Here is a 24,127-nt window from a genome sequence, read left to right as displayed (position 1 = left end):
GAAGCTTACGCAATGATCAAAGCTTTAAATAAACTAACAGGGCTAGGTATGCCTAAAACTTACCGAATTGATTGAAATAATACCATTCTAGTGTTGTCACCTCTAAATTTGAATTACGCAACAAAGCTTTGTTAAAGTGAAAAAGATAATCGCAGAGAGAGGTAGGGTTTAGCCTATGAGAAATAACAAAAAACGCCAGCAATCTCAGCTGGCGTTGTGGATGTGAACGTTATTAATAAGCTACAGAAGAAGCCTAGAACGGCTGCCGAGTTCGATTTGGTTTCTTACCTGAGCTCGATGGTTGACTGGCATTCGGCTTCTTTGTCCCATTCGGTTTGTTCGAATTGGATGGGGTGGTTTTACCTTTTGCCTTAGCTTGTCCACCGTTCGCTTGCTCGGAGCGAGCTTGATGGGGCTTAGTGCTAGAAGAATGGTTGCCGTTATTTTTCGGGTTGCGATTTTTATTGTCGCCTGACTTCTGTTTTCGGCTATTTTCGTTGCGAGGATCTTCTTTACGAATATCCGGCTGACCACCATCATTTTTACTGGTGAAATTGGTGTGCTTGGTAGCAAAACGCTTAGCACCATGACGACCGGTTTGACGACGTTGCGCCGGTGTTAAGGTATTGGCCGCATCTTCAGCAGGGATCAGGCAGCTTGGTTTATCCCCAATAAGATGCTTTTTACCCATATTGATCAATGCTTCACGAATAAGCGGCCAGTTGGCAGGATCGTGATAACGCAATAATGCTTTATGCAAACGGCGTTGACGCTCACCTTTTGCCACTACCACATCTTCGCGTTGTTTATACTTCACTTTTTTCAGTGGATTGGTTTCTGAGTAATACATCGAAGTGGCATTGCACATAGGCGATGGGTAGAAGTTTTGCACCTGATCACACTCGTAACTATTGCTCTTTAACCATAAGGCTAAATTCAACATATCTTCATCTTCTGCGCCAGGATGAGCGGAGATAAAATATGGGATCAAATATTGCTTCTTACCGGCCTCTTTGCTGTATTTCTCAAACATATCTTTAAAAGTGTCATACGCGCCCATACCCGGCTTCATCATTTTATCTAATGGGCCTTTTTCGGTATGTTCTGGGGCAATTTTTAGGTAGCCACCGACATGGTGTGTCACCAATTCTTTGACATATTCAGGCGATTGGATCGCAAGATCGTAACGTACGCCAGAGGCAATCATCACTTTCTTAATACCCGGCACTTTGCGCGCCGCGCGATATAAATTAATGGTGTGCTGATGATCGGTATCGAGCTTATTACAAGTGCCAGGGAAAACGCACGATGGACGGCGGCAGTTTGCTTCGGCCTTTGGATCGGAGCAGCCTAAACGATACATATTCGCGGTAGGGCCACCAAGATCGGAAATTGTGCCAGTAAAACCAGGAACTTTATCGCGGATTTCTTCTAACTCGGTCAAGATCGATTGTTGCGAACGGTTTTGAATAATACGGCCTTCATGCTCGGTAATGGAGCAGAATGAACAACCACCAAAGCAACCGCGCATAATATTAACCGAGGTTTTGATCATGTCGTAAGCTGGGATCTTCGCTTTACCATACATAGGGTGCGGAATACGGGCATAAGGCAGACCAAACACAAAGTCCATTTCTTCAGTGGAAAGCGGAATAGGGGCTTGGTTAACCCATAACTCACGGTCACCATGTTTTTGAATTAGCGCACGACCAGAGTAAGGATTGGTTTCAAGGTGCATAACGCGAGTGGCATGCGCGTATAAAATACGGTCGTTATTCAGCTTTTCGAAAGGAGGTAGACGAACTGCGGTGGTTTTTGAATCGTGACGAGGTGTGCGATCCAATTTAATGGTCGCCGGTTGCATCTCAACCACTTGGGTTTTGGCCGCATCTTCTGCTTGTTGATCTTTTGATTGGGTGTCGCAGTTGCTTTCGACTTCATAAGGGTTGATCGGTACAAAGACGGCTTTGCTTGGTTTTTCAATTCGTGAAGAATCGATCACAGTGTAGCCTTCCGGTTCAGCGGCAATATTGATCGCAGTACCACGAATATTGGTCATGTCTGCAACCAGTTCATTGTTGGCAAGGCGATGCGCCACTTCAACTAAGGCGCGTTCCGCATTACCAAATAATAAAATATCGGCTTTAGCATCAAATAATACCGAACGGCGGACTTTATCTGACCAATAATCATAATGGGCGATGCGGCGTAAACTGGCTTCAATTCCGCCTAAAATAATCGGGGTGCCTTTGTAGGCTTCACGACAACGTTGCGAATAGACTAACACTGCGCGATCGGGGCGTTTGCCACCTTCGTTATTAGGAGTGTAAGCATCATCGTGACGTAGTTTGCGATCTGCGGTGTAGCGGTTGATCATCGAATCCATGTTACCGGCGGTGATACCAAAAAATAAATTCGGTTTGCCTAAGGTCATAAAATCGTTTTTATTGTCCCATTTCGGCTGGGCAATGATCCCCACTCGAAAGCCTTGAGATTCCAATAAACGGCCGATCACTGCCATACCAAAACTTGGGTGATCGACATAAGCATCACCGGTTACAATAATAATGTCACAGCTATCCCAACCAAGGGCGTCCATTTCTTTTCGACTGGTCGGTAAGAGAGGCGCTGGGCCAAAGCACTCGGCCCAATACTTAGGATATTGGTCGATAGGGGTTGGCTTCGATGAGAGTTGGATGTCGCTGTACATAAATTGACCTCTGATTTGGGATGCCAAAGTATACAGATTTCGTACTGAAACGACTAGTAGAAAGTAAAACTATTTTATCGTGATAGCCTCATTTTATAAGGGGTTAAGTCGGTATTCTGATAACTTAGTTAGCATTTTTATTCTGCCAAATAAGCGTAAATTTTAAACGCTCTCTTTGTGGTATTTATAAGATATTACACAAGATTTTAAACCATAAATTTGCTAATATTCGCGTCATAAAAATAATGAAAACTGGAAGCTTTACTTTACTATGTATACTTATTTACTTAGCGTGATCCCCCCAATGCTGCTTGGCGCTCAAGTGGTGTTATTACTGATTTTATTAAAAGGCGATATTTGCCCAGGACAGCGTGGTCGTATCCATAAGCAATTCCCCATTATTGCGGTTGCTTGGCTGGCGCTGGGGCTGTTGTATTGGCCGTTGGCATTGGTGGGGGCGCTTATTTTGTTCTTCTTCTCACAAGTCAAAGTGAAAAAAACGCGAGATTCGGGGCCGATTTGGTTGTTATATGTTGCGATCGCGGTGGCCGCATTCTTCAATATCCAGCTTATATTAGGCGGCGATTGGGGCAATATGCTGTTTATGCTGGTGGCAATGGTGACACTCGGCGCAAGTTTGAGTCATGTGTTCTTACTGCTCGCTCGTTCACGCTTGCAAGCTTTTCATCGTTTATTGCCTGTGGTGGCGATCATTGGCGCGATGTTAGTCAGCATTGTGGTTTTATTGCAAAGCTCTCAATACAGCATCGCTTATATGCATGACATTACCTTGCCACTTATCGTGTGTTTTGTTTCTTTGATTGTCAGCGTGGTGTTTTCAAGTTGGCATTTGTTTACCCAAAAAACTATTCAAAAGACGCAACCTATTTGTGGCTTTATTGTGTCGTTTTCAGCCTTGGTTGGCTTTAGTTCATTGTTGTTTCAATTTTAATCTGACTGAAAAGATCACAGAAAATTTATCGCGCACGGTCTATGCTTATTGCTAGATTCTCGACATAAACGAGATCCTTTGATTTGATAAGCAGGAGCGTGACGATGGACTTAAGCAACGTAAAAAGAGTCGATAGTGTGATTTTACTGGGCATTGTGAACGAAAAATTACGCTTAGAATGCGACAGTTTTAATGAGTTGATCAGCATGTATGAAATGGACACCGAAGATCTGGTTGGTAAACTCGATATGCTAGGTTATCAGTATGATCCATTAACCAACCAGTTCAAAGTAAGATAAAACACATTCGATCAACCGCCCCTAAAAACTACGCCATCTTGATCCCATCTAAATGACTTTGGCACTGCTGCTTAGCGGTGTTAAAGAATGCGTCTAAATAACGTTTATCTTTTTCAGAATTTCTGACCGCCGCAAATAACCGTCGCCATAAGCCTTTATCATTTGGGGTATTGGAAATAAGCGGTTTGCTAGTAATTAATCCTTGGCGAGAAAACTCACTGATCGCCCAATTAGGCAGCGCCGCCACACCTAATCCAGCCGACACCATTTGTACCAACATTAAAGTATTGTCAGCCTGTTTCCACTTCGCAGGCTCAATTCCGGCAGGTTGGAGGAAGTGCTTTACCACATCTAAGCGTTGTTTTTGCACCGGATATGACAGCATAGTTTGTGATGCTAAATCTTCAGGGCTAATGAACTCTTTGTCTGCGAGTGGATGATTGGTGGCGGTGATCAAGCGCATTTCAAAATCAAATAACGGCTCATAATGCACCTCTGAGCGCGGCTGTATATCGGAAGTGATCACCAAATCTAGTTCACCTGACACTAATGCCGGCAAAGGTTCAAACCCAAAGCCAGAAGAAAAATCCAGCGTCACACTGGGCCAAGTGATTTGATATTCTTTCAGTGCTGGCATCAACCATTGAAAGCAAGAATGGCATTCGATCGCCATGTGCAAACGTCCATTAACATCTTCTTTTAAGCTGGCAATGTCATTCTCAGCCCGCGCCAGTTTAGGTAACAGTTCTTCTGCCAATGCTAATAAAATAGCGCCTTCTGAGGTGAATTTAACGGGCCGAGTCTTGCGCAAAAATAATTGGCCACCAAGGCGAGATTCTAACTCCTTTAATTGGTGAGATAAGGCCGATTGAGTTAAGTGCATCATGGTCGCCGTCGCGGTCAATGATCCGGTATCGCGTAATGCCACCAGCGTTTTTAAATGTTTAATCTCAATCATTGATCATCCTTAATCTGTTGTTTTCGATTGATTTATCCGTGCTTTGTTTATCAGGCTGATTTTTTACTCAGTGACCTGTTTTACCAAGTGACCTGTTGTACCAAGAGATCTATTTTACTGAGCGATTTATTTTCATAAGTGCTCTGTTTTAACAAGCTACTGGTTTCAGGCTTGGTTGTAAACGTCTAGATGTCCAAAAATGGATGGGGAACGCTCTATTTATGAAAAAAATTCATATTGATTGTGAATTTATAGATATTGCTCATGTTGCTGTGAAAAGGGATTATTTAGCCATCCAGACGGATTTATTTAGATAAGGATATTCATTATGACAACTTCAACGCATTCAAATAATAAAACCATTACTCACATTCTTGGCTATCCGCGAGTGGGAGACAAACGTGAACTTAAATTTGCCCAAGAGCAATATTGGAAAGGGCAGATCAATCAAGCCCAACTCAAACAAGTCGGCAGTGATTTACGCCAACGTCATTGGAATGATCAATCGACTAGTGGATTAAGCTATGTGGCGGCGGGCGATTTTGCTTGGTATGACCATGTATTAAGCACCAGTTTGTTACTCGGACATGTTCCGGCCAGACATTCTAACGGTGGTTTCCCTGATTTAGATACCTTATTTAAAGTGGCGCGTGGTCAATCGGCCTCAGAAGGCGACAGTTGTGGTTGTGGCTCTGTGCATGGCTCTGATCATGCGGGTGATAATAATGGCGCGGCCGCCGGTGACATGACCAAATGGTTTAACACCAATTACCATTACATCGTGCCCGAGTTTAGTCAAGACGACAGTTTTCAAGTCAGTTGGCCGCAATTATTTGAAGAAGTAAACCAAGCCATTCAAGCCGGTCACAAGGTTAAACCAGTGTTACTTGGGCCATTAAGCTATTTGTATCTAGGCAAAGAAATTAATGCTGAAGAAGTTGACAATGGCTTTGATCGATTAAGCCTATTACCACGGTTATTATCGGCCTATCAAGCGATCTTGAGCAAACTAAAATCACTCGGGGTGGAATGGGTACAAATTGATGAGCCAATCTTAAGTTTAGAGTTAGAGGATAAATGGTCAAATGCTTTCAAATTGGCGTATCAGATCTTACAAAGTGATGTGAAAATCCTCTTAACCACTTATTTTGATTCGGTGGAAGATAACTTAGCCAAAATTGTGGAGCTTAATGTTGATGGCTTGCATATTGACTTATCGGCATCACCACAACAACTGGAAGCGGTTAATGCTGCGATCCCACAAGATTGGGTGTTATCGGTCGGGGTGATCAATGGGCGAAATGTGTGGCGCGCCGATCTGCAAACTTGGCTTGAAAAGCTGCAACCAGTCAAAGCGCAACGTGGTGATAAATTATGGGTAGCAAGCTCGTGTTCATTATTGCACAGTCCGATTGATTTAGAGCTTGAAACGGATCTCAGTGAAGAAGTAAAAAGTTGGTTTGCGTTTGCGAAACAAAAACTTAATGAGGTCAGTTTGCTAGGGGCGGCACTCGATGGAAATGGACATGCCATTGAAGCTTGTGCCACTTACAGTCAGCCAATTAAAGATCGCTTAACCGCCACGCATGTTAATAAACCTCAAGTTCAGCAACGCTTAAAGGGATTAACCAAGGCGCTAACCCAACGCAGTGCCAGTTATCCCGAGCGTGCTCAGCATCAAGCGCAAGTGTTAGGTTTGCCTTTATTGCCGACCACCACCATTGGATCTTTCCCTCAAACCGCCGACATTCGTCAGCAACGCAGTGCATTTCGCCGTGGTCAATTAAATGCGGATGATTATCAGCAAGCATTAAAAGGCCATATTCAAGATGCGGTTAAACGCCAAGAAGCGTTAGATCTTGATGTCTTAGTGCATGGTGAAGCCGAACGTAACGACATGGTGGAATATTTTGCCGAAAATCTTGCCGGCTTCCAAGTGACTCAATTTGGCTGGGTACAAAGCTATGGTTCACGCTGCGTAAAACCGGCCATTGTTGTGGCCGATATCGAGCGTGAAAAATCAATAACAGTTGATTGGTCGGTATACGCGCAATCTCTCACCTCAAAGCAAATGAAAGGCATGCTGACCGGTCCGGTGACGATCCTTTGTTGGACTTTTCCACGCGAAGATATCACTCGCAAACAAATTGCCGACCAACTGGCGTTTGCCCTACGTGATGAAGTCGAGGATTTACAGCGAGCGGGAATTAATATTATTCAAATTGATGAGCCAGCTATTCGTGAAGGGTTGCCACTGAAAAAACGCGATCATAAAGCATATTTAGACTGGGCAGTGGACGCATTTAAAATATCAGCTTCCAGCGCGAAACCAGAAACTCAAATTCATACCCACATGTGTTACAGCGAGTTTAATGAGATCATCGATTCAGTTGCCGCGTTAGATGCCGATGTGATCACGATTGAAACCTCGCGTTCAAATATGGCGTTATTAAAAGCGTTTGAAGAATTTAATTACCCTAATGAAATTGGACCGGGGGTTTACGATATCCATTCGCCTAATATTCCAAGCCAACAATGGATCGTGAGTTTATTAAAAACGGCCGCCACTAAAATTCCGATTGAGCGTTTATGGGTCAATCCAGATTGCGGATTAAAAACCCGTAACTGGACAGAAACAGAAGCGTCATTAAAAAATATGGTCGCTGCGGCTAAAACATTACGTCAACTCTATCAAGTGACCGATACGGTTAAGGCCGAAGAGTTAGAGACAGAATTAAGCTAACCACATTTATATTAAAGCCTAATTGTCACAATTAGAGAGCAATAAATCACCGCAGTTAATAGCTGCGGTGTTTTTAGTGGGGGAAACTATTGAGTGGCACAAATAACATTAAAGCGAATAGGGGACAGGTGTTGGCGAACATCGATTTTATTATTAATCCGACGAATCGTTTCATTGGATGTGAGCCAGAATTGTGATTTAGCTGCATACTCAATTACAAATTTCGTGTCGGATAATAGCGCTTTATAATCACTGAAATTAGCAATATGGGCATCGGCGCTGCGACACACTTCTTGAGCTTGTTGATAGGTAAATAACCCTAAGTTGGTGTCATTATAGTGAGTCACATTTCCTTGATATTGGTTGCCATAGATGGGTAACAATAAATGAGTCTTAGCTTGTTGTTGCACCAATAGCATTTGAGGCAATATTTTCACCGATGATTTACTTTTGATCAATGTGATATTGGTCAGTGGGGTATATTTAATTAAGGCATCTTTATAGCCGAAAGAATGCATAATGGCTTGCACTCGATACACATCGCTCAATGCCAAAGGGCCAATAAAAAGGCGAAAGCCTTGTTTAAAAAGTTGATGGGTTTGAGGTAAGCCGTGTTTTTGTTGATATCGCATTTTTAGTTTTTCATAACTGGCGATATCAACATACTTAAATTGTACAAAATAGACTGATTTTTTGGCAATGCTTTGATTGGTATGATCAAAAATGTTCAGCTGGCAGTTTTGTGAAAGTTGCTGATCGGAATACACACTGGCTTGAGTGATTTCACAGGCTTGAGCGGGTAAGACAAGGACGATAAGTAGAATGAAAATAGACTTCAACAATCAAATCACCTTATATCAAGTCGAGGGAATAAACCAAAATAACGTAAATATCAGTCAAAGTCAGCAATAATAACATAGAGTTAACATTGAATTTGAATATTTGAAAATATGATACGTTGATCTCCCTTGTAATAAGTGAGGCTTTTAATACCAGATATCTAGGCGGCAAATCCACCGAAACAACGCTTTATCGATCCAATTAATAAACGCTACCCGACCTTACCATTCTTTGATGAGCGTCATTTCCAAAATCTCTATGATATCGTCTCGGTTGAGCCGGTAAAAGAGCAAGATAAAGTGATGATGGGGATGCTGAAATCTCTTGGAATAGAGAAGGGTAAGCCTTTTGCACCGGATGCTATCACTAAAAAAGCCATGCGCCAAGGGGCCATTGATGCTTGGTATTATGTGCAGCATTGGTATGATAATCCACCGAAGCGTTTTTTCTTCTGGCCGAATCGTCACTACGCATCATTACTACAATCTGATGCCAATAAGCGTTTTTCATTCACATACGATGACAGTATTGATATAACCGCGCGTGCGGCTCAATACGTATGGTGTACCTATGTGCCGAAAGTACTAAGTGATACACCAGCCAATTGGTACTTAGCCGCAATGGATGATGCCGATGGCAATAAGTTGGAAGCAGGTAAGCTGTATAAAGTCACCGTACCGACGAATATGCCGGTCAAACAATTCTGGGCATTAACGGTTTATGATCGCGCCACCTTCTCATTTATTTATACCCCGTCGTCGAGGACTACATTATCTTCATACGATATGGATAAAATGAAGAAAAATAGCGACGGTAGCGTAACACTTTATGTGGGCCCAAAAGCGCCAAAAGGATTTGAAGAGAACTGGATCCCAACCGCCGGTAAACGTCCACTACCAACGTTCCGTTACTATGGCGCAACGAAAGAACTGCATAATAAAACCTTTGTGATGCCAGATTTTACTTTAGTAAAGTAGAACGCGAATCAGTCAAGTGGCTAAGATATTAAGAAACCGGAAATAAAAAGGTCAGAGTTTACGTTTTAACCGTAAATTCGGACCTTTTTTTCGATGCTAAGATAAACCACTATTATTAAATATAAAGCAATCTATTAACCGTTTATATTGAGTCGTATAAATGCTGTTATTGGTTATTGGTTATTGGTTATTGCACCCAGTCTTTTAACACAAAAGTCAGCGTATGTTCATCATTTGAAAGCTCTAAACTTTGCTTGTTAAGATCAATGGTGCTCCAAGCCGATAGCGTACTGGCGACAGCGCGCTCAGTGGTCATCGCATCGCCTTGGCACATCTTCATGGTCATCGCCATTTTACTAATACGAAACTTGCCCGTTTCAGCATTAATTTCCGCCATGCCACGGTAAGAATTACAACCAGTAGAACCGTGTGAGTTCATGTTCTCACCAATTTCAATATCAGGCACTTGGCCAAATTTATTTTCTGCGACCGGCGTACCATCTATTTCGCTTAATTCCCAGTGATGATGCTGCAAGTCACTTGGGGTAACCATGCTGACTTTGTCTTGAGAAGAGCAGGCAGCCAGTAATAACGATAAGCTAACCAAAGGAATAATTTTTTTCATGGTGATCTCCGAACAATAGGCGATCGCTTAGATGGCATAAATACAGCTAAGCGATAAAACAAGCTAAAGTATAATAAAAATCAAGCCGATGAATAGCAAAACAATCGTTATATTAACATTCGTTTACTTAACGATTGTTTTATACTCAATAAATAAAGGTATGTTAAATCTTCGCTAGGCTTAAAAAATAGACGCAACGGATGAGGTGGTGGTATGGATCAACTTGAATTTTTTACTGTCCCCAGTCCTTGTGTTGGCGTGTGTAGCGTGGATGCTAAAGGTTATTGCCAAGGTTGCATGCGTAAACGTGAGGAGCGCTTTAACTGGCTCGCCTACACTGCTGCCGAGCAACGTCACATTATCAAACTGTGTAAACAACGTTACTACCGCCAGCAACTGGCATTGCGAAATCAAAAGCGTAATCAAAAAAACAGCATTCCAATCACTCAAGTCGAAGAGGAAGAACTGCCGCCGCAAGGGAGTTTGTTTTAAAGGCGAATTGAAATAGTCCACAGCATTAGGACAAAGCAATAGAACAAACGATGATGGGATTGCAAAACGGCGAAAGCCCGATGTTGGTAGCATCGGGCTTTCTATGTTTCTTGCTATTTCTAGCCTGAGTATCGAGTGGTAAATTCGAGTCTCATTTTACCTTTTATGCAAAAGGTGGATTTAAACGAATCTAAGATGGGATCTTAAACGCGGATGAAATCCATGTGCTCAACTTTTGGCTTAAATGCGTGGCGTTGAACGTCTTGTGGCTTAACTTTTACTTCTTTGCCATCAACTACTAGAGTGATTGCTTCGTAAAACTCAGGCTTATCCATTTGGTTGATCACGTCAGAGTGGATCAATGCGATAGATACTGGAGCTGCTTCACCACCGTAGATGATTGCAGGGAATTGTCCAGTTAGACGTAGGCGGCGGCTCGCACTCTTACCTAGTTCAGTACGTACTACTGCTTCAAATTTCATAGTATTTACTCTCAAATTAGTAAATTAAAAGATGTTTAATCACATAGCGACCTAGTGATTAAGCGTTGCTTCAAGACTACTGATCAACAATAAGGCTTGAAACGAGCGCGGATACTACCATTGCAGAGTTTATTGAGCAAGATGTTAACTCAATTCTTCTGAAAAAATCTTATCTCTTATTTTCCAAAATCGACCGACCTTTCTGGCAATAATAAATAATGGCAATCGAAAGCGATGCTGATGGTTAACCACTTGAGTCGGAGAGCTTTGTTCAAACGCGCGATGCCTATCAGCAAGATGGGGGCGTACAAATTGTTCGGCAAAGTTCTGCTTTTGCTTTTTAGTGGTTAAAGACCAAAATTCATGTACTTGAGCGTGTTGGTCTTGCTCGGTTGATTTGCCTAAATAGCTGACTTTAAGTTGCGACTTACCGTTGTTGTCCTTATGAACATCCAGCTGCATGTCGGTACATTCAAACACTAACGCATCTTTAAGGTTTAAGGCATCGCGCAGCTTTTTATCTGGGTCAACTAAGGTGGCATCGCATTGGTGGCAAATACGCGCGGCAATGTCGTTATCAGCGCCACATTCGCCACAGAATTTAGCTTTAAAACGATAACCGCAATGTTCGCGCTGGCCGGTCGGCTTATCCTCATCATCCAATACTTCAAAATAGCCTTGGCAGCGACGACCATAATGTTCAATTAACATGCCGTTATTGTCGAGTTTACCCCAGAAGGTATTATTAAAGCCGCAAGCAGGACATGGGATTGTGACGGTGTCACTTGTTGGGTCGGGTTTGGGTTCGCCCACTTCGGGTTGATATAAATCGTAATTATTGCCGGCATAATCGAGCACTAAACATTCTTGCTTGTTTTCAGCTAAGCGCAAACCGCGACCGATGATCTGCTGATACAAACTGACCGATTCGGTTGGACGTAAAATAGCGATTAAATCCACATGCGGCGCATCAAAACCTGTGGTCAGCACCGAAACATTGACCAGATATTTAATTTGTTTATTTTTAAACGCGTTAATGATGCGGTCGCGTTCTAGTTGGTGGGTGTCGCCAATCACCAAGGAAGATTGAGCTTGTGGCAGTAAGCCTAATATTTCTTGTGCATGGCGCACAGTGGCAGCAAAGATCATGATCCCTTGCTTGTGTTCGGATAACTCAATAATTTGCTCTACGATTTGCGGCGTGGCGCGCTTAGATTGCTCGATCACCAAATCCAACTCAGACTCTTTATAACGTCCAGCTAAAGCGGGTTTTAAGTGAGAGAAATCATAACTGAGCACTGGTGCATCGATCATTTTAGCTGGCGTTAAGAAGCCTTCATCAAGCAAATACTGGATAGGCAGTTCAAAAATACAATCACGGAAAAAACGCGCGTCTTGTGATTTAACTTGGCCACGTTTACCTCGCACATGATATTGATAAATCCAGCCCATGCCTAAGCGATAAGGGGTGGCAGTTAACCCTAATATTTTGATCCCAGAGTTAACGCTTTGCAAATGTGAAATGACTTTACGGTAGCTGCTTTTAGGGTTATCGGGCACGCGGTGACATTCATCAATCACTAATAATGAAAACTGATTGGCAAATAAATCAAGATTGCGCACCACAGATTGCACCGAAGCAAACACCACTTGTTGTTCGGTTTCTTTGCGCCCCAGCCCTGCGGAAAATATCGACCCTTTTAATGGTTGATCATCAGTGGAATAGCTTTCGTATTTGGCATGATTTTGCTCGACCAGTTCTTTTACGTGAGTCAGCATCAACACTCGACCTTTAGCCAAACGCGCCAGTTCGGCGATCACTAAGCTTTTGCCTGCCCCTGTTGGCAGCACAATCACCGCCGGATCGCTATTAGAACGAAAGTAATGGATCACCGCTTTAACCGAATCGGCTTGGTATGGACGTAAAGTAAACATGATGATAGGCAGTAAAGAGAACAGAAAAGTAGGGTACTGAGATCTCGGCGAGATTGCTAGAGGAGGTGGATAGCGAAGCTGAAATAAATGATCAAACTAGATAGATAAAACAAAGCCCACTGCAGTGAGTGGGCTTGGATGGTGATAGATAAAGCGAGGCTTAGAAGCTGTAGTTCATCTGAACCGAGCCAATGTAAGCGGCGCTAGATGCTTTAAATTTCATGCCTTCTTCTTCAAAGTTAGAGGAACCACCATCAATATAAGTAAAGCCAGCATCTAAAGATAGGTTCTCTGTCCAAAGGTAAGTCATACCAGCGCTGTACCAATAGCGGTCGCTATCAGGGATACTTAAGGTTGGCTCACCAGCTTGTTCATCATAGGCAAAACCGGCACGCAGAATGATACTATCGGTTGGTTGATAAGTGGTACCAATAGACCAACGTTGGTTGTCCTCATATTTTTCTTGCTTGCTAAAACAAGTGCCTGCAGGGTATGGGCTGTTAGGTGTTGGGTTACTACATTTATTTCCTTTAGCTGTTATTTCTTCAAATTTACTCCAATTGGTCCACTGCCAACTGTAGTGCACTGCCCATTGGTTATTCAACTGGTGGAAACCTGATAAGATTACAATATCGGGTAAATCTATATCAAGATCGGCGTCGGATTTCGAACCTGGTACTCCAGTGATCAGGCCGGTTCCATCAGTAAAGTCACCATCTTCAAATTCAAGTTTTACCGCTGATTTGTACGAAGCAGAGAAACGGTTATTTTCATTCATCTCATATAATGCACCCACATTCCAGCCATAACCAAAAGTATCGCCTTCCATTTTAATTAAAGTAGATGATGGTGATGTTGGATTAAGTGCTCCCATGGTACGTTTTAGTTTTGCTTTGGCGTAGACGAAGTTTACCCCTGCACCGACACTAAATTGGTCATTGATACGGTAAGCGACATTCGGGTTAATTTTAAAAGTGGTTAAAGATGTGCTACCCGAAATTGAACCGGCTACGAAATCAGAAGGATAATCGGTCGAGACGCCATAATCGGTGTACATGCCAATGCCCCAAGCCCAATTATAATTAACTGGTTGTACATAATAAAATGCAGGGACCACCTCCGCCGGCGCGACATCATCGGCGGAATAATCTCCTGATATGTCAATTTCTGGCTCAATGAGTGAAATCGCACCAGAAAATTGGGCGCGATCAAACAGCATCATGGAAGCGGCGTTGGCCGACATTTCACTGGCATTATCGCCAACCGCACCCGCACCAGAGAAAGCTCGTCCTAAACCTGATGCTGAATGTTCGACTACTTGGAAGCCCGCTGCATGGACTTGCGTGGCAAGTAGTACAGAAACGGCAAGTAGTGTGTATTGTGTTTTTTTCATGCTTAATCCCTTATACATTATTATTTTGTTGTATAAATCTGCCGTCACTCAGCAGTTGTTAATAATGTTATTACTAATTATTGGTGGTGTGTATTTTTTATTCTCAAAAGTGTTAGCTAGTTAATACTTTTGTAATTTTTGTTATTTAACCTAACAAAACAGGTAAGACCAGTTTAAGTTGTTGTTTATAATGTAAATGCCAGTTTTTATAATTTTCGATTAAAAATTAGCCGTGCCACGCATTAGACTTAAGTCTTATAGATTGCGCCAGACTACTAGGGCGATAAGACTAAAGTCTCGATGCTTGGTTTGCGAACTAAATTATGTTTCGGGTTGTTTCGATATATTTGTTAGTTGAATGAATCTGGTCGCATTGGTTTGCAGTGGAAATGTTAACAAGCTAGGCCGACAAAATAAATAACAAATCAGCTTAAGTGTGAATTTAAAATATCGTTTGATTGGTTTGGTGAATATATGAGCATTTGTTGAGTGAAAATCACTTAGGTTTGGTTATCGAGCGTAAAAGTTAAGATGAAAAAGCGGGCAGATTATTTTCGGAAAACAACACAAATTTGTAGGGGGGAAATATCTGATGTGCTGTTTTGCATCGTGGAGAGGAATTTTAAGAGACCGGCGACTCAAACCTTAGACACTTATTTATCGGTTGCAGGCAATCTAAAAATAGAAATAGTGTGAAATAGTTCAACTCTTTTACTAAACACGCTTATAATGACGATGAATTAATTAGAGGTAGACATGCGTTTAGATAAATTTTTATGTGAAACATTAGGCGTGACCCGCCGAGAAGCCACCATTTTAATCCGTCGTGGTGAAGTTTGTGTCAATGATGCGGTAGTGAAAGTCGCGACTGGCAAGATCACAGAACAAACCAAAGTGACATGGCAAGAGCGTGTTTTGCCTATGCCTGGACCACGCTATTTTATGCTTAACAAACCAGAAGGCTTTGTTTGTTCACATGAAGATAGCGCTAATCCAACCGCGTTTGCCTTATTAGATGAAATTAAAATCGACAAATTGCACTTTGCAGGGCGTTTGGATGTGGATACTACCGGTCTTGTATTGATCACCGATGATGGACAATGGTCTCACAAGATCACCTCACCAAAACGTAAGTGCAATAAAACTTACCGTGTCTGGCTAGAAGAGGCGATTGGTGACGATTACGCTGCGCAACTTACCGAAGGTGTGCAACTGCATAGTGAGAAAGGCTTAACCTTGCCGGCAACGCTTGAAATTGTCGATGCATCACAAAATGAACTACTGCTCACCATCTGTGAAGGTAAGTATCATCAGGTTAAACGTATGTTCGCTGCGCTGGGCAATAAAGTCGAGAAACTACATCGTGAATCAATCGGAGACATCATTTTAGATGACGAGTTAGAACCAGGCGAATACCGAGTTCTTACCGCAGCAGAGATCCAATCGATTATTTGATTCCATTGTTTGACTCATGGTGGGTGATGCAGCGATAAGCGAGCAGCCAACCATCGATCACGACAAGCACTTTACAGTTCAATCGGTAGAGTGCTTGTTTGTTTTTATAATTATACTAATTCCTACAGTTGGTATTACTCCATTTAGGAGATGCTATGTCTCAACAAGATTCTAAAAGCCACTTTTTTCTTTTTCTTATTCTAGGATCTATCGGTTTACTCACCCCTTTTGCTATTGATATGTACTTGCCTGCAATGCCTAATATTGCGCAAGACTTTGGTATCGATAGTGGTTTGGTTCAAGGAACGCTGACCGCTTATACCGCCGGTTTTGCCATTGGACAATTACTGCATGGACCATTAGCCGATAGTTACGGTCGCCGTCCGGTGATGTTACTTGGCACTGTATTTTTTGCCATCACGTCGGTTATTTGTGCCACCACCACCAGCATTGATGCCTTGTTGTACACTCGCTTTGCTCAAGGTTTTGCGGGCGCAGCATCAGCCGTTGTGGTACAAGCAGTTGTGCGTGACATGTTTAACCGTGAAGATTTTGCTCGCGCGATGTCTTTTATTACTTTAGTGATCACTATTTCACCTTTGCTTGCCCCTATGGTGGGTGGACACTTAGCTGTGTGGTTTGGCTGGCGTTCTATTTTTACCACGCTTGCCATTGTGGCGTGCTTGGTGTTGGTGGCGGTTTTCTTTAAGATCCCAGAAACATTAGCGCCAGAAAATAAACAACCGCTGCGTTTTAAAACCACCATGATAAATTACTATAAATTGTTTACTAACCCAGTCGCGTTTGGTTTGATTTTTTGTGGGGCGTTTTCATTTGGTGGCATGTTTGCGTTTATTACCGCAGGTTCGTTTGTTTATATCGGTATCTTTGGGGTAAAACCGGAAATGTTCGGTTACTTGTTTGCCTTGAATGTGATCGGTATGGTGGTAATGACCAGCTTTAATGGTAAAGCGGTGCGCAAAATGGGTTCTCATTGGATGCTACGTTTTGGATTAAGTTGTCAAACATTGGCCGGAGTGGTGTTATTTGCCTGTTGGTTATTTGGCTGGGGCTTATGGGTTATCGTGCCATGTGTGATTTTATTTGTTGGTACCATTTCTATTATTGGTAGTAATTCAATGGGCTTATTGCTTAATAATTACCCCGCTATGGCAGGAACAGCCTCATCTCTAGCGGGTACGTTACGTTTTGGTACTGGCGCTGTGGTCAGCGCAGTGATTGCCGTTTCACCAAGTGGTTATTTATGGCCGATGGTATTTGCGATGTTTGGCTGTGCGGTTATTTCATTATCGTCTTATTGGTTGTTGAGTCGTAAAGCCTAAACGGCATCTCGAATCTAATAAGGATAACTATATAAAGAAAAAAGTGAGAGAAAGAATCAATGCAATACTCAATAGAAATTCAAAATGTAGTTAATAGTGCTTTAGCGGAACTAAAAGAACAACATCAGAAAAAACGTTTAGCCAATACACCGATCACCAATACTCATTTTTTAACTCGCTGGGTGACCAACAGCATTAAAACTCAGCGTTTTGATGGCAGTGTTAAAAACGATTTGATCCGTTGGCAGAAATTGAGCCGCAGTAAAGGGGCGGGCAGTGAGTTAGTCAGCTTATTTGAACGTATCTCGGCGGTCTATCATCGGTTAACGCCGATTGCTCAAGAACCGCAAGCGGTAACTGATAAACAAATTGAAGCGTTTATGGATCATATGGAAGCGCAAGGCTGGGAAGTGGTTAATGAATTCGAATTAACCGAGAAAACCCAGATCTTCGCGGATCAGCCTAATTCGTTTGTATTGTGCTCGTTACAGTGTGAGCAATGCTTTGAGGGGGAGAATTTAAGTAAGCCGATGAGTTTTTATGTTCGAGGCAATCATCGCGCTTTTGTCGAAGAGGCAAGTAATAGCGGCTTCTTATTGCATAAACAAACCGATTATAAGTCGATTGTGAAATATCATGGTGAATATGTGATTTTTCCTAATAATCAGGGTAAATCGTTAGCCGAGATCCAGTGGGCATTAGTATAGAATTTAATGCAAGTTTGGCATATTGAGGTCAATGATAATTGAATTTGCACCTTATGCGCGGCTAAGTTACTTTCTAAAGCAAACTAATTGGTGTAGATTCTCACACCAATATATGACAATGGCGAGAAGTTAATGTTACAACTTAAAAATCTTTGTAAAGGATATATGGACGGGGAAGTGTTTATTCCCGTTTTACAAGGTGCAGAGTTAGCATTAGAACGTGGTGATCAACTGGCATTAATGGGGGAGAGTGGCTCTGGAAAGAGTACTTTGCTTAATTTAATCGCAGGGCTTGATGCGTGTGATTCTGGTGAAATTAGTTTTTCAGATTTCCCTATGCATGATGCAGCAGAAAAACAACGTACCGCTTTTCGTCGTAATAATATTGGTTTGATTTTCCAGCAGTTTAACTTACTCACCACCTTGAATATTGCTGACAACATTCGCTTTTGCCGACAACTCAAGGGGCTGCCTGAAGACTTGAAACTTTGGCGTCAAATCCTTTCCTCGCTCGATCTTATGCCATTATTAGGGCGCTACCCTGAAGAGGTCTCGGGTGGACAGCAACAAAGAGCTGCGATTGCTCGAGCTTTGTATATGGAACCCTCGTTGTTGCTGGCCGATGAACCAACCGGTAGCTTGGATGAAAAAAATGCCGAAGCTGTCATGAGACTTCTGATCAGTTTAACCACTCAAATGGAATGCACACTCTTATTAGTCACTCACAGTGAACGAGTGGCAAAGCATTTAGCCGATGGCTGTGTACGTCTACAAGGAGGAGTGCTTAATGTCGTGGCTTGTAGCTAAATCACTACTGGGTCACTACCGTCGGCATCCCTTACAAATCCTATTAGTGTGGTTAGGGTTAACGCTAGGTACTTCCTTACTTGTTGGGGTACTTGCGGTTAACTACCATGCTAAGCAAAGTTATACTCAAGGCGAAAAACTTTTTTCCAACCCTCTGCCTTACCGTATTCAAGCAAAACACTCTGGCAATAAAATCCCGCAAGGTTTTTATATTCAATTGCGCCGTAATGGCTTTAAAGAATGTTCCCCATTTGATACTTACCGTGTTTCGACCAAAAAAGGCACGCCACTCAATATTGTCGGTTTTGATCCAGTTTCGATGCTGTCTTATCGTTCGGAAAAAGTGTTATCGGAAGTCGATCTTCTGTCTTTAATGCGACCCCCTTATCCTGTCTTAGCCAGTAAACAATTAGCAAAATATCTCGACTTAAGTGATGGCAGTTATATCCCTTTACAAGGTGGAAAAACCTTAGGTCCGATTAAAATTGACGCCAAAAGCCGTATTTCTGGTGCGCGATTGATTGTGGATATTTCAATGCTACGCCAACTCAACCCAAGTGGTGGATTTGATATGGTGGCCTGCAGTGCGATGTCACCCAATAAACTTGAAAAATTACGCAGCACGTTACCCGACGGTATTTCGATGCACCGTAATACCCGAGTAGAGTTAGGCGCATTGACCAAAGCTTTCCACATGAACTTAACCGCAATGGGCATGCTGTCGTTCTTGGTTGGATTGTTTATTTTCTATCAAGCGATGTCATTATCTTTCACTCAAAGACAGCCAATCGTTGGAATACTGCGCTTAACTGGGGTGTCGGGTTGGCAGTTAACCCGTGCTCTTTTTCTCGAAATTGTTGGCTGGATCTTGATTGGTTGGATCAGCGGAACCTTGTTGGGGTTAGAGCTTGCCAATAGATTAATGCCGTCGGTTTCGGCCAGTTTAAGCGATTTATATAAAGCTGATGTTGGATTAAGCATTGATTGGAATTGGGAATGGAGTCGTTACAGTTTACTGATGACTGTGATTGGGTGCTTATTAGCCTGTGTCTGGCCATTGGTGCGATTAGTCCGTACTCAACCGATCCGTTTAGCGTCTAAACTCTCTATGGTGCGTTTCGCTGGGCGTGAATTTACCTTGCAAGCGGTTATTGCCTGTTTTTGTATTGTGGCTGGGGTGGCATTATATCAAACCACGACTTCGCAAGCGGAAGGCTTTGCTCTTATTGCATTATTGCTGGTCAGTGTTGGCTTGATGATGCCATTTTTCTTATGGCGATTATTTAATAGTTTTTCTTTTAGTATGCCATGGGTAAAAGTACGCTGGTTCTTCTCTGACTTGAGTGCCAGTTTAAGCTACCGAGGCGTTGCCGCTATGGCATTTATGCTCGCGCTGGCAACCAATATTGGTGTTGAAACCATGGTGGGAAGCTTTCGTCATACCACTGATCAATGGTTGGTGCAGCGTTTATCGGCTGATTTGTATATCACCCCAACCATGGCATCAGCGGCGCGTATTGGAGAATGGTTACCAAAACAACCAGAAGTGAAAGGGGTATGGTGGCGTTGGGAAAAATCATTACAAACCGATACTGGTAGCATGCAAGTGGTGAGTTCTGGGCATTCGGAAGGGGAACGGCGCGCATTAACCGTCAAGGCAGCTGTGCCACAATATTGGGATAAATTGCAGCAAGAACGAGGCGTGATGGTCAGTGAATCGATGGCATTAAAAGAAAATCTCCATCCTGGCGATCATATTATTTTACCAGAGCCACTTGGGTTTAATTGGCGGGTACTGGGGGTGTATTACGATTATGGTAACCCCTATAAACAAGTGATTATCTCTGAATCTATGTGGAATAAGGTTTTCCCTCGCGGTGGTGATGTTGCCTTAGGTGTGGTGTTAAAACCCGATGCCAATGCAGTTGATTTATCCGCTCAGATAGAAAAACGTTTCAGTCTGTCTGCTGACCGAATATATAACAATAATATAATGCATACCCAAGCTATGATGGTGTTTGATCAAACCTTTAAAGTGGCGGATACATTAGGGAAGTTGACATTATTTATTGCGGTATTTGGTTTGTTCTTCTCAACGGTTGCAGGAGAAGTTTCACGGCAAAAACAAATTGCTTTATTACGCTGTTTTGGGATCTCAGGAAAAGAGCTGGTATTACTGGGGGCACTACAGTTACTCACCATCGGTTTGTTTACTGCTTTTATTGCGCTGCCCCTAGGGATCATTTTAGCTCAGGTGATGGTCGATGTGATACTTAAAAGTGCGTTTGGCTGGACGATGCAATTACAAATATTACCATGGCAATATTTGTCTACTTTTGCTTGGTCATTGTCTACTTTATTTATTGCCGGTGCTTGGCCTGTATGGTTAATGGTTAAAACGACGCCAATGAAGTTACTGAGAGATTCTTTATAATGAAGCACAATAAATGCTTAGGGCTTAAACCCATATTCATTGCCGTGATGGTATTGTGTGCCTTGATTTTGATGCCATCATTATTTAAGAATTTTTTAACCAAGACCCCCGAATCGGTAGAGGTGACACCACTTCATTATGACAAATTCGTATACGAACCAGTATTGCCGGGTAAAGCGGTTTCAATTGTAAAAGATATGAATGAGCATACCGCTTTTCATTACGAAACTTGGCATTATCGCGCCAATGTTAAAGGTTCAGATGGTAAAGATTATGGTGTTCAGTGGCTAATGTATCGTATTGCCAATAGTGATAATACTGGTGTGGGTTGGAAGAATGCGCAAATTTATACCACGCAAGTGGTGGTTTCAACTGCAGGTAAATCGTGGGCGCAGCAAAGGATAGCCCGTGGTGGTGTAGGGCAAGCAGGGGTATTAATGGACCCGTTTCGTTTATGGATTGATAACTGGTCTTGGCAATCGAGTAACAATACTGCCGCTCCAAGCAGGATCATGGTTCATAGTGATGACTTTAGCGTGGATTTACGCACTGCGTCTTTTGGGCCTTATGTGTTGATGGGGGATAAAGGCTACAAGGTGACACACGATCTTCTGTCGAAAGCGAGTTATCAATTTAGTGCACCATTTCTTCGTACTAAAGGAAAATTAGTGCTCAATGGAAAAACTGTGGAAGTACAGGGGCTGGCGTGGATTGATAAAGAGTGGGGCAATGATTTAGTGCCTGAGAAAGGTTTTGCGTGGGATGCATTTTCGATTCATCTTACCGATGGCCGTACACTGGCATTAAATCAATACCACCAACAAGATCAAATGAAATATGTGACCGGAACACTAGCAGCAAGAAATGGTTCTGTGATCAATATTGATAACGATGACATTCGTCTTTACCCTTTAGAGAAGGTGACGTTACTTGATGGTCGGGTCTTGCCGCTACGCTGGGTTATCGAAATACCTAAATATGATATTAGCCTTATTACTCAAACCATGAAAAAAGAGTTGTGGTTACCGTTCTGGATCCCATCTTGGGAAGGTCCTATTCGAGTCACTGGCAGTCAAATGGGTGTCGGATTCATGCAATTGACCTATGATTAATGTTATTAAAACCGATATAAGTCAATGAATTCACTTTAGTTTTGTCTTATTGTATTATTAATGCGGTGTGATAGCTCGGAAAAACCGATGGATAAACTCCAAACATTCGATTTTTACTTATCATAATGACTGGTAGTATGAATGCCTTCTTCATATCACCAAAAATCAGTTAGTTTAAAGGGAATAATAATGAGTGATAGTATTTTAAATTTTTTCAAAAAAGAATCGGCGAGTGGCATCATTTTAGTGATAGCGGCTGCGATTGCGATGTTAGTGGCAAATTCTTCTTTAAATGAAATGTATCAACACGCTTTGCATATCGATATTTTTGGAATGTCTTCTTCGCATTGGATTAATGATGGCTTGATGGCTGTGTTTTTCTTGCTTATTGGTTTAGAAGTAAAACGTGAACTTTTGATTGGTGCTTTAAAATCAAAAGAAACGGCATTATTTCCAGCGATTGCTGCTGTAGGTGGCATGCTAGCTCCTGCTTTGGTTTACCTTGCTTTTAATGGTAGTGATCCCGTTGCGGCGAGTGGTTGGGCAATCCCCGCGGCAACCGATATTGCGTTTGCTTTAGGTATTATGGCACTACTCGGTAGCCGAGTTCCAGTGAGCTTAAAAGTATTCTTATTAGCATTGGCAATTATTGATGACCTAGGTGTGGTCGTGATCATTGCCTTGTTTTATTCAAGTGATTTATCGACGCTTGCTTTATTAGTTGGCTTTATTTCAACCGCGATATTATTTGTGATGAACATAAAAAATGTCACTCAAATACGTTGGTATTTACTGGTTGGCTTTATCTTATGGGTGAGCGTACTACAATCGGGTGTACATGCAACGCTTGCCGGTGTAGTGATTGGTTTTGCTATTCCTCTACAAGGTAAAAAACAAGCAGGTAAAGAAGATGGCCGTTCGCCACTGAAACACTTAGAACATGCTCTGCATCCTTATGTTTCTTTCTTAATTTTGCCTCTATTTGCTTTTGCTAATGCCGGTATTTCATTAAAAGGTGTTTCTTTGAGTGGGTTAACCGACATGTTACCGTTAGGTATTGCTCTTGGTTTGTTAATTGGTAAGCCGCTAGGCGTGTTTAGTTTTAGTTGGATTTCAGTCAAGCTTGGTTTTGCTAAACTGCCAGAAGGGATTAACTTCAAACATATCTTCGCGGTATCGGTGTTGTGTGGTATTGGTTTTACCATGTCGATCTTTATCTCATCATTAGCCTTTACTAATGTGGATGCCTCTTTTGACACCTATTCACGTTTAGGTATTTTGATTGGTTCAACCACCGCAGCAATTTTGGGTTATGCCTTATTGCATTGCTTTTTGCCAAAAGAGAAAGAAGCGAAGCAGGTTGTATCAAAATAAGCGTAATTGAATGATCAACGTGGTTGAATAAATCACGGAACAGGCTTCATTTCGTAGCCTGAATTGAGAAGCAATAAATGGTAGTGAGTATTTTTATGTTGAAAAACATACTGATATCACTGCCTTTTTTTTGCCAAATTTTTGACATGTAAATGCCATAGCAAAGTTAGGCAGGTGTATTATCGCAGCATTTAGATTAAGAATATTGACTGGTTTTCAAGACAAAAAAAAGCCCATATCAAATTGATATGGGCGAAACAATATAGGAGTTACATATGAAAAAATGACAGTTAGCAGTAACACAATATTGGGCTGTATAAAATACTGGAAACATTAAGATAAATTACCGAGGGAAGATAAAGGTAAGCGTTCACCAGCACCCTATTGACAGGCGAATGTGACGATCATCACTTGATCTACAATTGCCTATTGAACGATCCTTTTTATGCTTCATTATCTTCACATGAGCAGAAAAAAAGAACCTAAATA

The 24,127-nt window shown here is 42.1% G+C and carries 19 protein-coding genes; 12 read left to right on the top strand and 7 right to left on the bottom strand.

Annotated features, from left to right (window positions below; translation table 11 throughout):
• Positions 1 to 253: 253 nt before the first annotated feature.
• Entirely contained in the window at positions 254 to 2,710 is a 2,457-nt protein-coding gene (locus HC723_RS12910; protein ID WP_190339385.1) for a YgiQ family radical SAM protein, read from the bottom strand.
• Positions 2,711 to 2,981: 271 nt separating this feature from the next.
• Here HC723_RS12910 and HC723_RS12905 point away from each other — a divergent pair, with 271 nt between their 5' ends.
• Positions 2,982 to 3,662 carry a hypothetical protein gene (locus tag HC723_RS12905; protein WP_190339384.1) on the top strand — a complete coding sequence of 227 codons (681 nt, stop codon included), beginning with the start codon at positions 2,982 to 2,984 and terminating at the stop codon, positions 3,660 to 3,662.
• Between the two features lie 104 nt (positions 3,663 to 3,766).
• A complete protein-coding gene (locus HC723_RS12900; RefSeq protein ID WP_190339383.1) occupies positions 3,767 to 3,961 on the top strand; it encodes a DUF4250 domain-containing protein in 195 nt (64 codons plus the stop codon).
• A 28-nt stretch (positions 3,962 to 3,989) separates the two neighbouring features.
• Here HC723_RS12900 and HC723_RS12895 read toward each other — a convergent pair whose 3' ends face one another.
• Positions 3,990 to 4,919, bottom strand: coding sequence for a LysR substrate-binding domain-containing protein (locus HC723_RS12895; RefSeq protein ID WP_190339382.1), 930 nt, complete (start codon positions 4,917 to 4,919; stop codon positions 3,990 to 3,992).
• Positions 4,920 to 5,247: 328 nt separating this feature from the next.
• Here HC723_RS12895 and metE point away from each other — a divergent pair, with 328 nt between their 5' ends.
• Entirely contained in the window at positions 5,248 to 7,662 is a 2,415-nt protein-coding gene (metE, locus tag HC723_RS12890; protein ID WP_190339381.1) for a 5-methyltetrahydropteroyltriglutamate--homocysteine S-methyltransferase, read from the top strand.
• A gap of 86 nt (positions 7,663 to 7,748) precedes the next feature.
• Here the strand turns inward: metE and HC723_RS12885 are convergent, their stop codons facing one another.
• A complete protein-coding gene (locus HC723_RS12885) occupies positions 7,749 to 8,504 on the bottom strand; it encodes a hypothetical protein (protein ID WP_190339380.1) in 756 nt (251 codons plus the stop codon).
• Between the two features lie 309 nt (positions 8,505 to 8,813).
• Between HC723_RS12885 and HC723_RS12880 the strand changes: the two genes are divergently transcribed.
• Positions 8,814 to 9,479: a DUF1214 domain-containing protein gene (locus HC723_RS12880; RefSeq protein WP_203218772.1), complete on the top strand. Its 666-nt coding sequence runs from the start codon at positions 8,814 to 8,816 to the stop codon at positions 9,477 to 9,479.
• A gap of 187 nt (positions 9,480 to 9,666) precedes the next feature.
• Here HC723_RS12880 and HC723_RS12875 read toward each other — a convergent pair whose 3' ends face one another.
• Positions 9,667 to 10,104: an META domain-containing protein gene (locus HC723_RS12875; protein ID WP_190339379.1), complete on the bottom strand. Its 438-nt coding sequence runs from the start codon at positions 10,102 to 10,104 to the stop codon at positions 9,667 to 9,669.
• Positions 10,105 to 10,317: 213 nt separating this feature from the next.
• On the opposite strand from HC723_RS12875, the gene HC723_RS12870 reads away from it, so the two are divergent.
• Positions 10,318 to 10,596: a DUF1289 domain-containing protein gene (locus tag HC723_RS12870; protein ID WP_190339378.1), complete on the top strand. Its 279-nt coding sequence runs from the start codon at positions 10,318 to 10,320 to the stop codon at positions 10,594 to 10,596.
• Between the two features lie 203 nt (positions 10,597 to 10,799).
• Here HC723_RS12870 and rplY read toward each other — a convergent pair whose 3' ends face one another.
• The 3 genes from rplY to HC723_RS12855 all read right to left on the bottom strand — a co-directional run bounded on the left by rplY (position 10,800) and on the right by HC723_RS12855 (position 14,406).
• The gene (gene rplY, locus HC723_RS12865; protein WP_153447248.1) at positions 10,800 to 11,078 is read right to left on the bottom strand and encodes a 50S ribosomal protein L25; all 279 of its coding nucleotides are present in this window, start codon (positions 11,076 to 11,078) and stop codon (positions 10,800 to 10,802) included.
• A gap of 144 nt (positions 11,079 to 11,222) precedes the next feature.
• Positions 11,223 to 13,013, bottom strand: coding sequence for a DEAD/DEAH box helicase (locus HC723_RS12860; RefSeq protein WP_190339377.1), 1,791 nt, complete (start codon positions 13,011 to 13,013; stop codon positions 11,223 to 11,225).
• Between the two features lie 160 nt (positions 13,014 to 13,173).
• Positions 13,174 to 14,406 carry an outer membrane protein transport protein gene (locus HC723_RS12855; protein WP_190339376.1) on the bottom strand — a complete coding sequence of 411 codons (1,233 nt, stop codon included), beginning with the start codon at positions 14,404 to 14,406 and terminating at the stop codon, positions 13,174 to 13,176.
• 756 nt (positions 14,407 to 15,162) lie between these two features.
• Between HC723_RS12855 and rsuA the strand changes: the two genes are divergently transcribed.
• From rsuA to nhaA, 7 genes are all read left to right on the top strand, one after another.
• Positions 15,163 to 15,861 carry a 16S rRNA pseudouridine(516) synthase RsuA gene (gene rsuA, locus HC723_RS12850; RefSeq protein WP_153447245.1) on the top strand — a complete coding sequence of 233 codons (699 nt, stop codon included), beginning with the start codon at positions 15,163 to 15,165 and terminating at the stop codon, positions 15,859 to 15,861.
• A 155-nt stretch (positions 15,862 to 16,016) separates the two neighbouring features.
• Positions 16,017 to 17,204, top strand: coding sequence for a Bcr/CflA family multidrug efflux MFS transporter (locus tag HC723_RS12845; protein WP_153447244.1), 1,188 nt, complete (start codon positions 16,017 to 16,019; stop codon positions 17,202 to 17,204).
• Between the two features lie 59 nt (positions 17,205 to 17,263).
• A complete protein-coding gene (locus HC723_RS12840) occupies positions 17,264 to 17,911 on the top strand; it encodes a DUF2913 family protein (protein WP_190339375.1) in 648 nt (215 codons plus the stop codon).
• Positions 17,912 to 18,043: 132 nt separating this feature from the next.
• Positions 18,044 to 18,718, top strand: a complete 675-nt coding sequence (locus tag HC723_RS12835; protein ID WP_153447242.1) for an ABC transporter ATP-binding protein — start codon at positions 18,044 to 18,046, stop codon at positions 18,716 to 18,718.
• Positions 18,699 to 21,152 carry an ABC transporter permease gene (locus tag HC723_RS12830; RefSeq protein WP_153447241.1) on the top strand — a complete coding sequence of 818 codons (2,454 nt, stop codon included), beginning with the start codon at positions 18,699 to 18,701 and terminating at the stop codon, positions 21,150 to 21,152. Before HC723_RS12835 ends, HC723_RS12830 begins: the two co-directional genes overlap by 20 nt.
• A complete protein-coding gene (locus tag HC723_RS12825) occupies positions 21,152 to 22,264 on the top strand; it encodes a lipocalin-like domain-containing protein (RefSeq protein WP_190339374.1) in 1,113 nt (370 codons plus the stop codon). Before HC723_RS12830 ends, HC723_RS12825 begins: the two co-directional genes overlap by 1 nt.
• 189 nt (positions 22,265 to 22,453) lie before the next feature.
• Positions 22,454 to 23,638 (top strand): Na+/H+ antiporter NhaA, encoded by a 1,185-nt coding sequence (gene nhaA / locus HC723_RS12820; RefSeq protein ID WP_190339373.1) that lies wholly within the window; start codon positions 22,454 to 22,456, stop codon positions 23,636 to 23,638.
• The last annotated feature ends 489 nt before the right edge of the window (positions 23,639 to 24,127 follow it).

It is taken from the genome of Vibrio sp. S11_S32, assembly GCF_014694465.1.
Classification (GTDB): Bacteria; Pseudomonadota; Gammaproteobacteria; order Enterobacterales; family Vibrionaceae; genus Vibrio; species Vibrio algicola.
This window is presented reverse-complemented; position numbering and strand designations above follow the sequence as displayed.

Bases quoted from the DNA above. Each gene is read 5' to 3' on its own strand.
- HC723_RS12905 (WP_190339384.1), top strand. From the start codon at position 2,982: ATGTATACTTATTTACTTAGCGTGATCCCCCCAATGCTGCTTGGCGCT.
- HC723_RS12835 (WP_153447242.1), top strand. From the start codon at position 18,044: ATGTTACAACTTAAAAATCTTTGTAAAGGATATATGGACGGGGAAGTG.
- HC723_RS12880 (WP_203218772.1), top strand. From the start codon at position 8,814: ATGCTGAAATCTCTTGGAATAGAGAAGGGTAAGCCTTTTGCACCGGAT.
- HC723_RS12825 (WP_190339374.1), top strand. From the start codon at position 21,152: ATGAAGCACAATAAATGCTTAGGGCTTAAACCCATATTCATTGCCGTG.
- HC723_RS12900 (WP_190339383.1), top strand. From the start codon at position 3,767: ATGGACTTAAGCAACGTAAAAAGAGTCGATAGTGTGATTTTACTGGGC.
- HC723_RS12855 (WP_190339376.1), bottom strand. From the start codon at position 14,406: ATGAAAAAAACACAATACACACTACTTGCCGTTTCTGTACTACTTGCC.
- HC723_RS12845 (WP_153447244.1), top strand. From the start codon at position 16,017: ATGTCTCAACAAGATTCTAAAAGCCACTTTTTTCTTTTTCTTATTCTA.
- rsuA (WP_153447245.1), top strand. From the start codon at position 15,163: ATGCGTTTAGATAAATTTTTATGTGAAACATTAGGCGTGACCCGCCGA.
- HC723_RS12830 (WP_153447241.1), top strand. From the start codon at position 18,699: ATGTCGTGGCTTGTAGCTAAATCACTACTGGGTCACTACCGTCGGCAT.
- HC723_RS12910 (WP_190339385.1), bottom strand. From the start codon at position 2,710: ATGTACAGCGACATCCAACTCTCATCGAAGCCAACCCCTATCGACCAA.
- rplY (WP_153447248.1), bottom strand. From the start codon at position 11,078: ATGAAATTTGAAGCAGTAGTACGTACTGAACTAGGTAAGAGTGCGAGC.
- HC723_RS12840 (WP_190339375.1), top strand. From the start codon at position 17,264: ATGCAATACTCAATAGAAATTCAAAATGTAGTTAATAGTGCTTTAGCG.
- HC723_RS12860 (WP_190339377.1), bottom strand. From the start codon at position 13,013: ATGTTTACTTTACGTCCATACCAAGCCGATTCGGTTAAAGCGGTGATC.
- HC723_RS12895 (WP_190339382.1), bottom strand. From the start codon at position 4,919: ATGATTGAGATTAAACATTTAAAAACGCTGGTGGCATTACGCGATACC.
- HC723_RS12870 (WP_190339378.1), top strand. From the start codon at position 10,318: ATGGATCAACTTGAATTTTTTACTGTCCCCAGTCCTTGTGTTGGCGTG.
- nhaA (WP_190339373.1), top strand. From the start codon at position 22,454: ATGAGTGATAGTATTTTAAATTTTTTCAAAAAAGAATCGGCGAGTGGC.
- metE (WP_190339381.1), top strand. From the start codon at position 5,248: ATGACAACTTCAACGCATTCAAATAATAAAACCATTACTCACATTCTT.
- HC723_RS12875 (WP_190339379.1), bottom strand. From the start codon at position 10,104: ATGAAAAAAATTATTCCTTTGGTTAGCTTATCGTTATTACTGGCTGCC.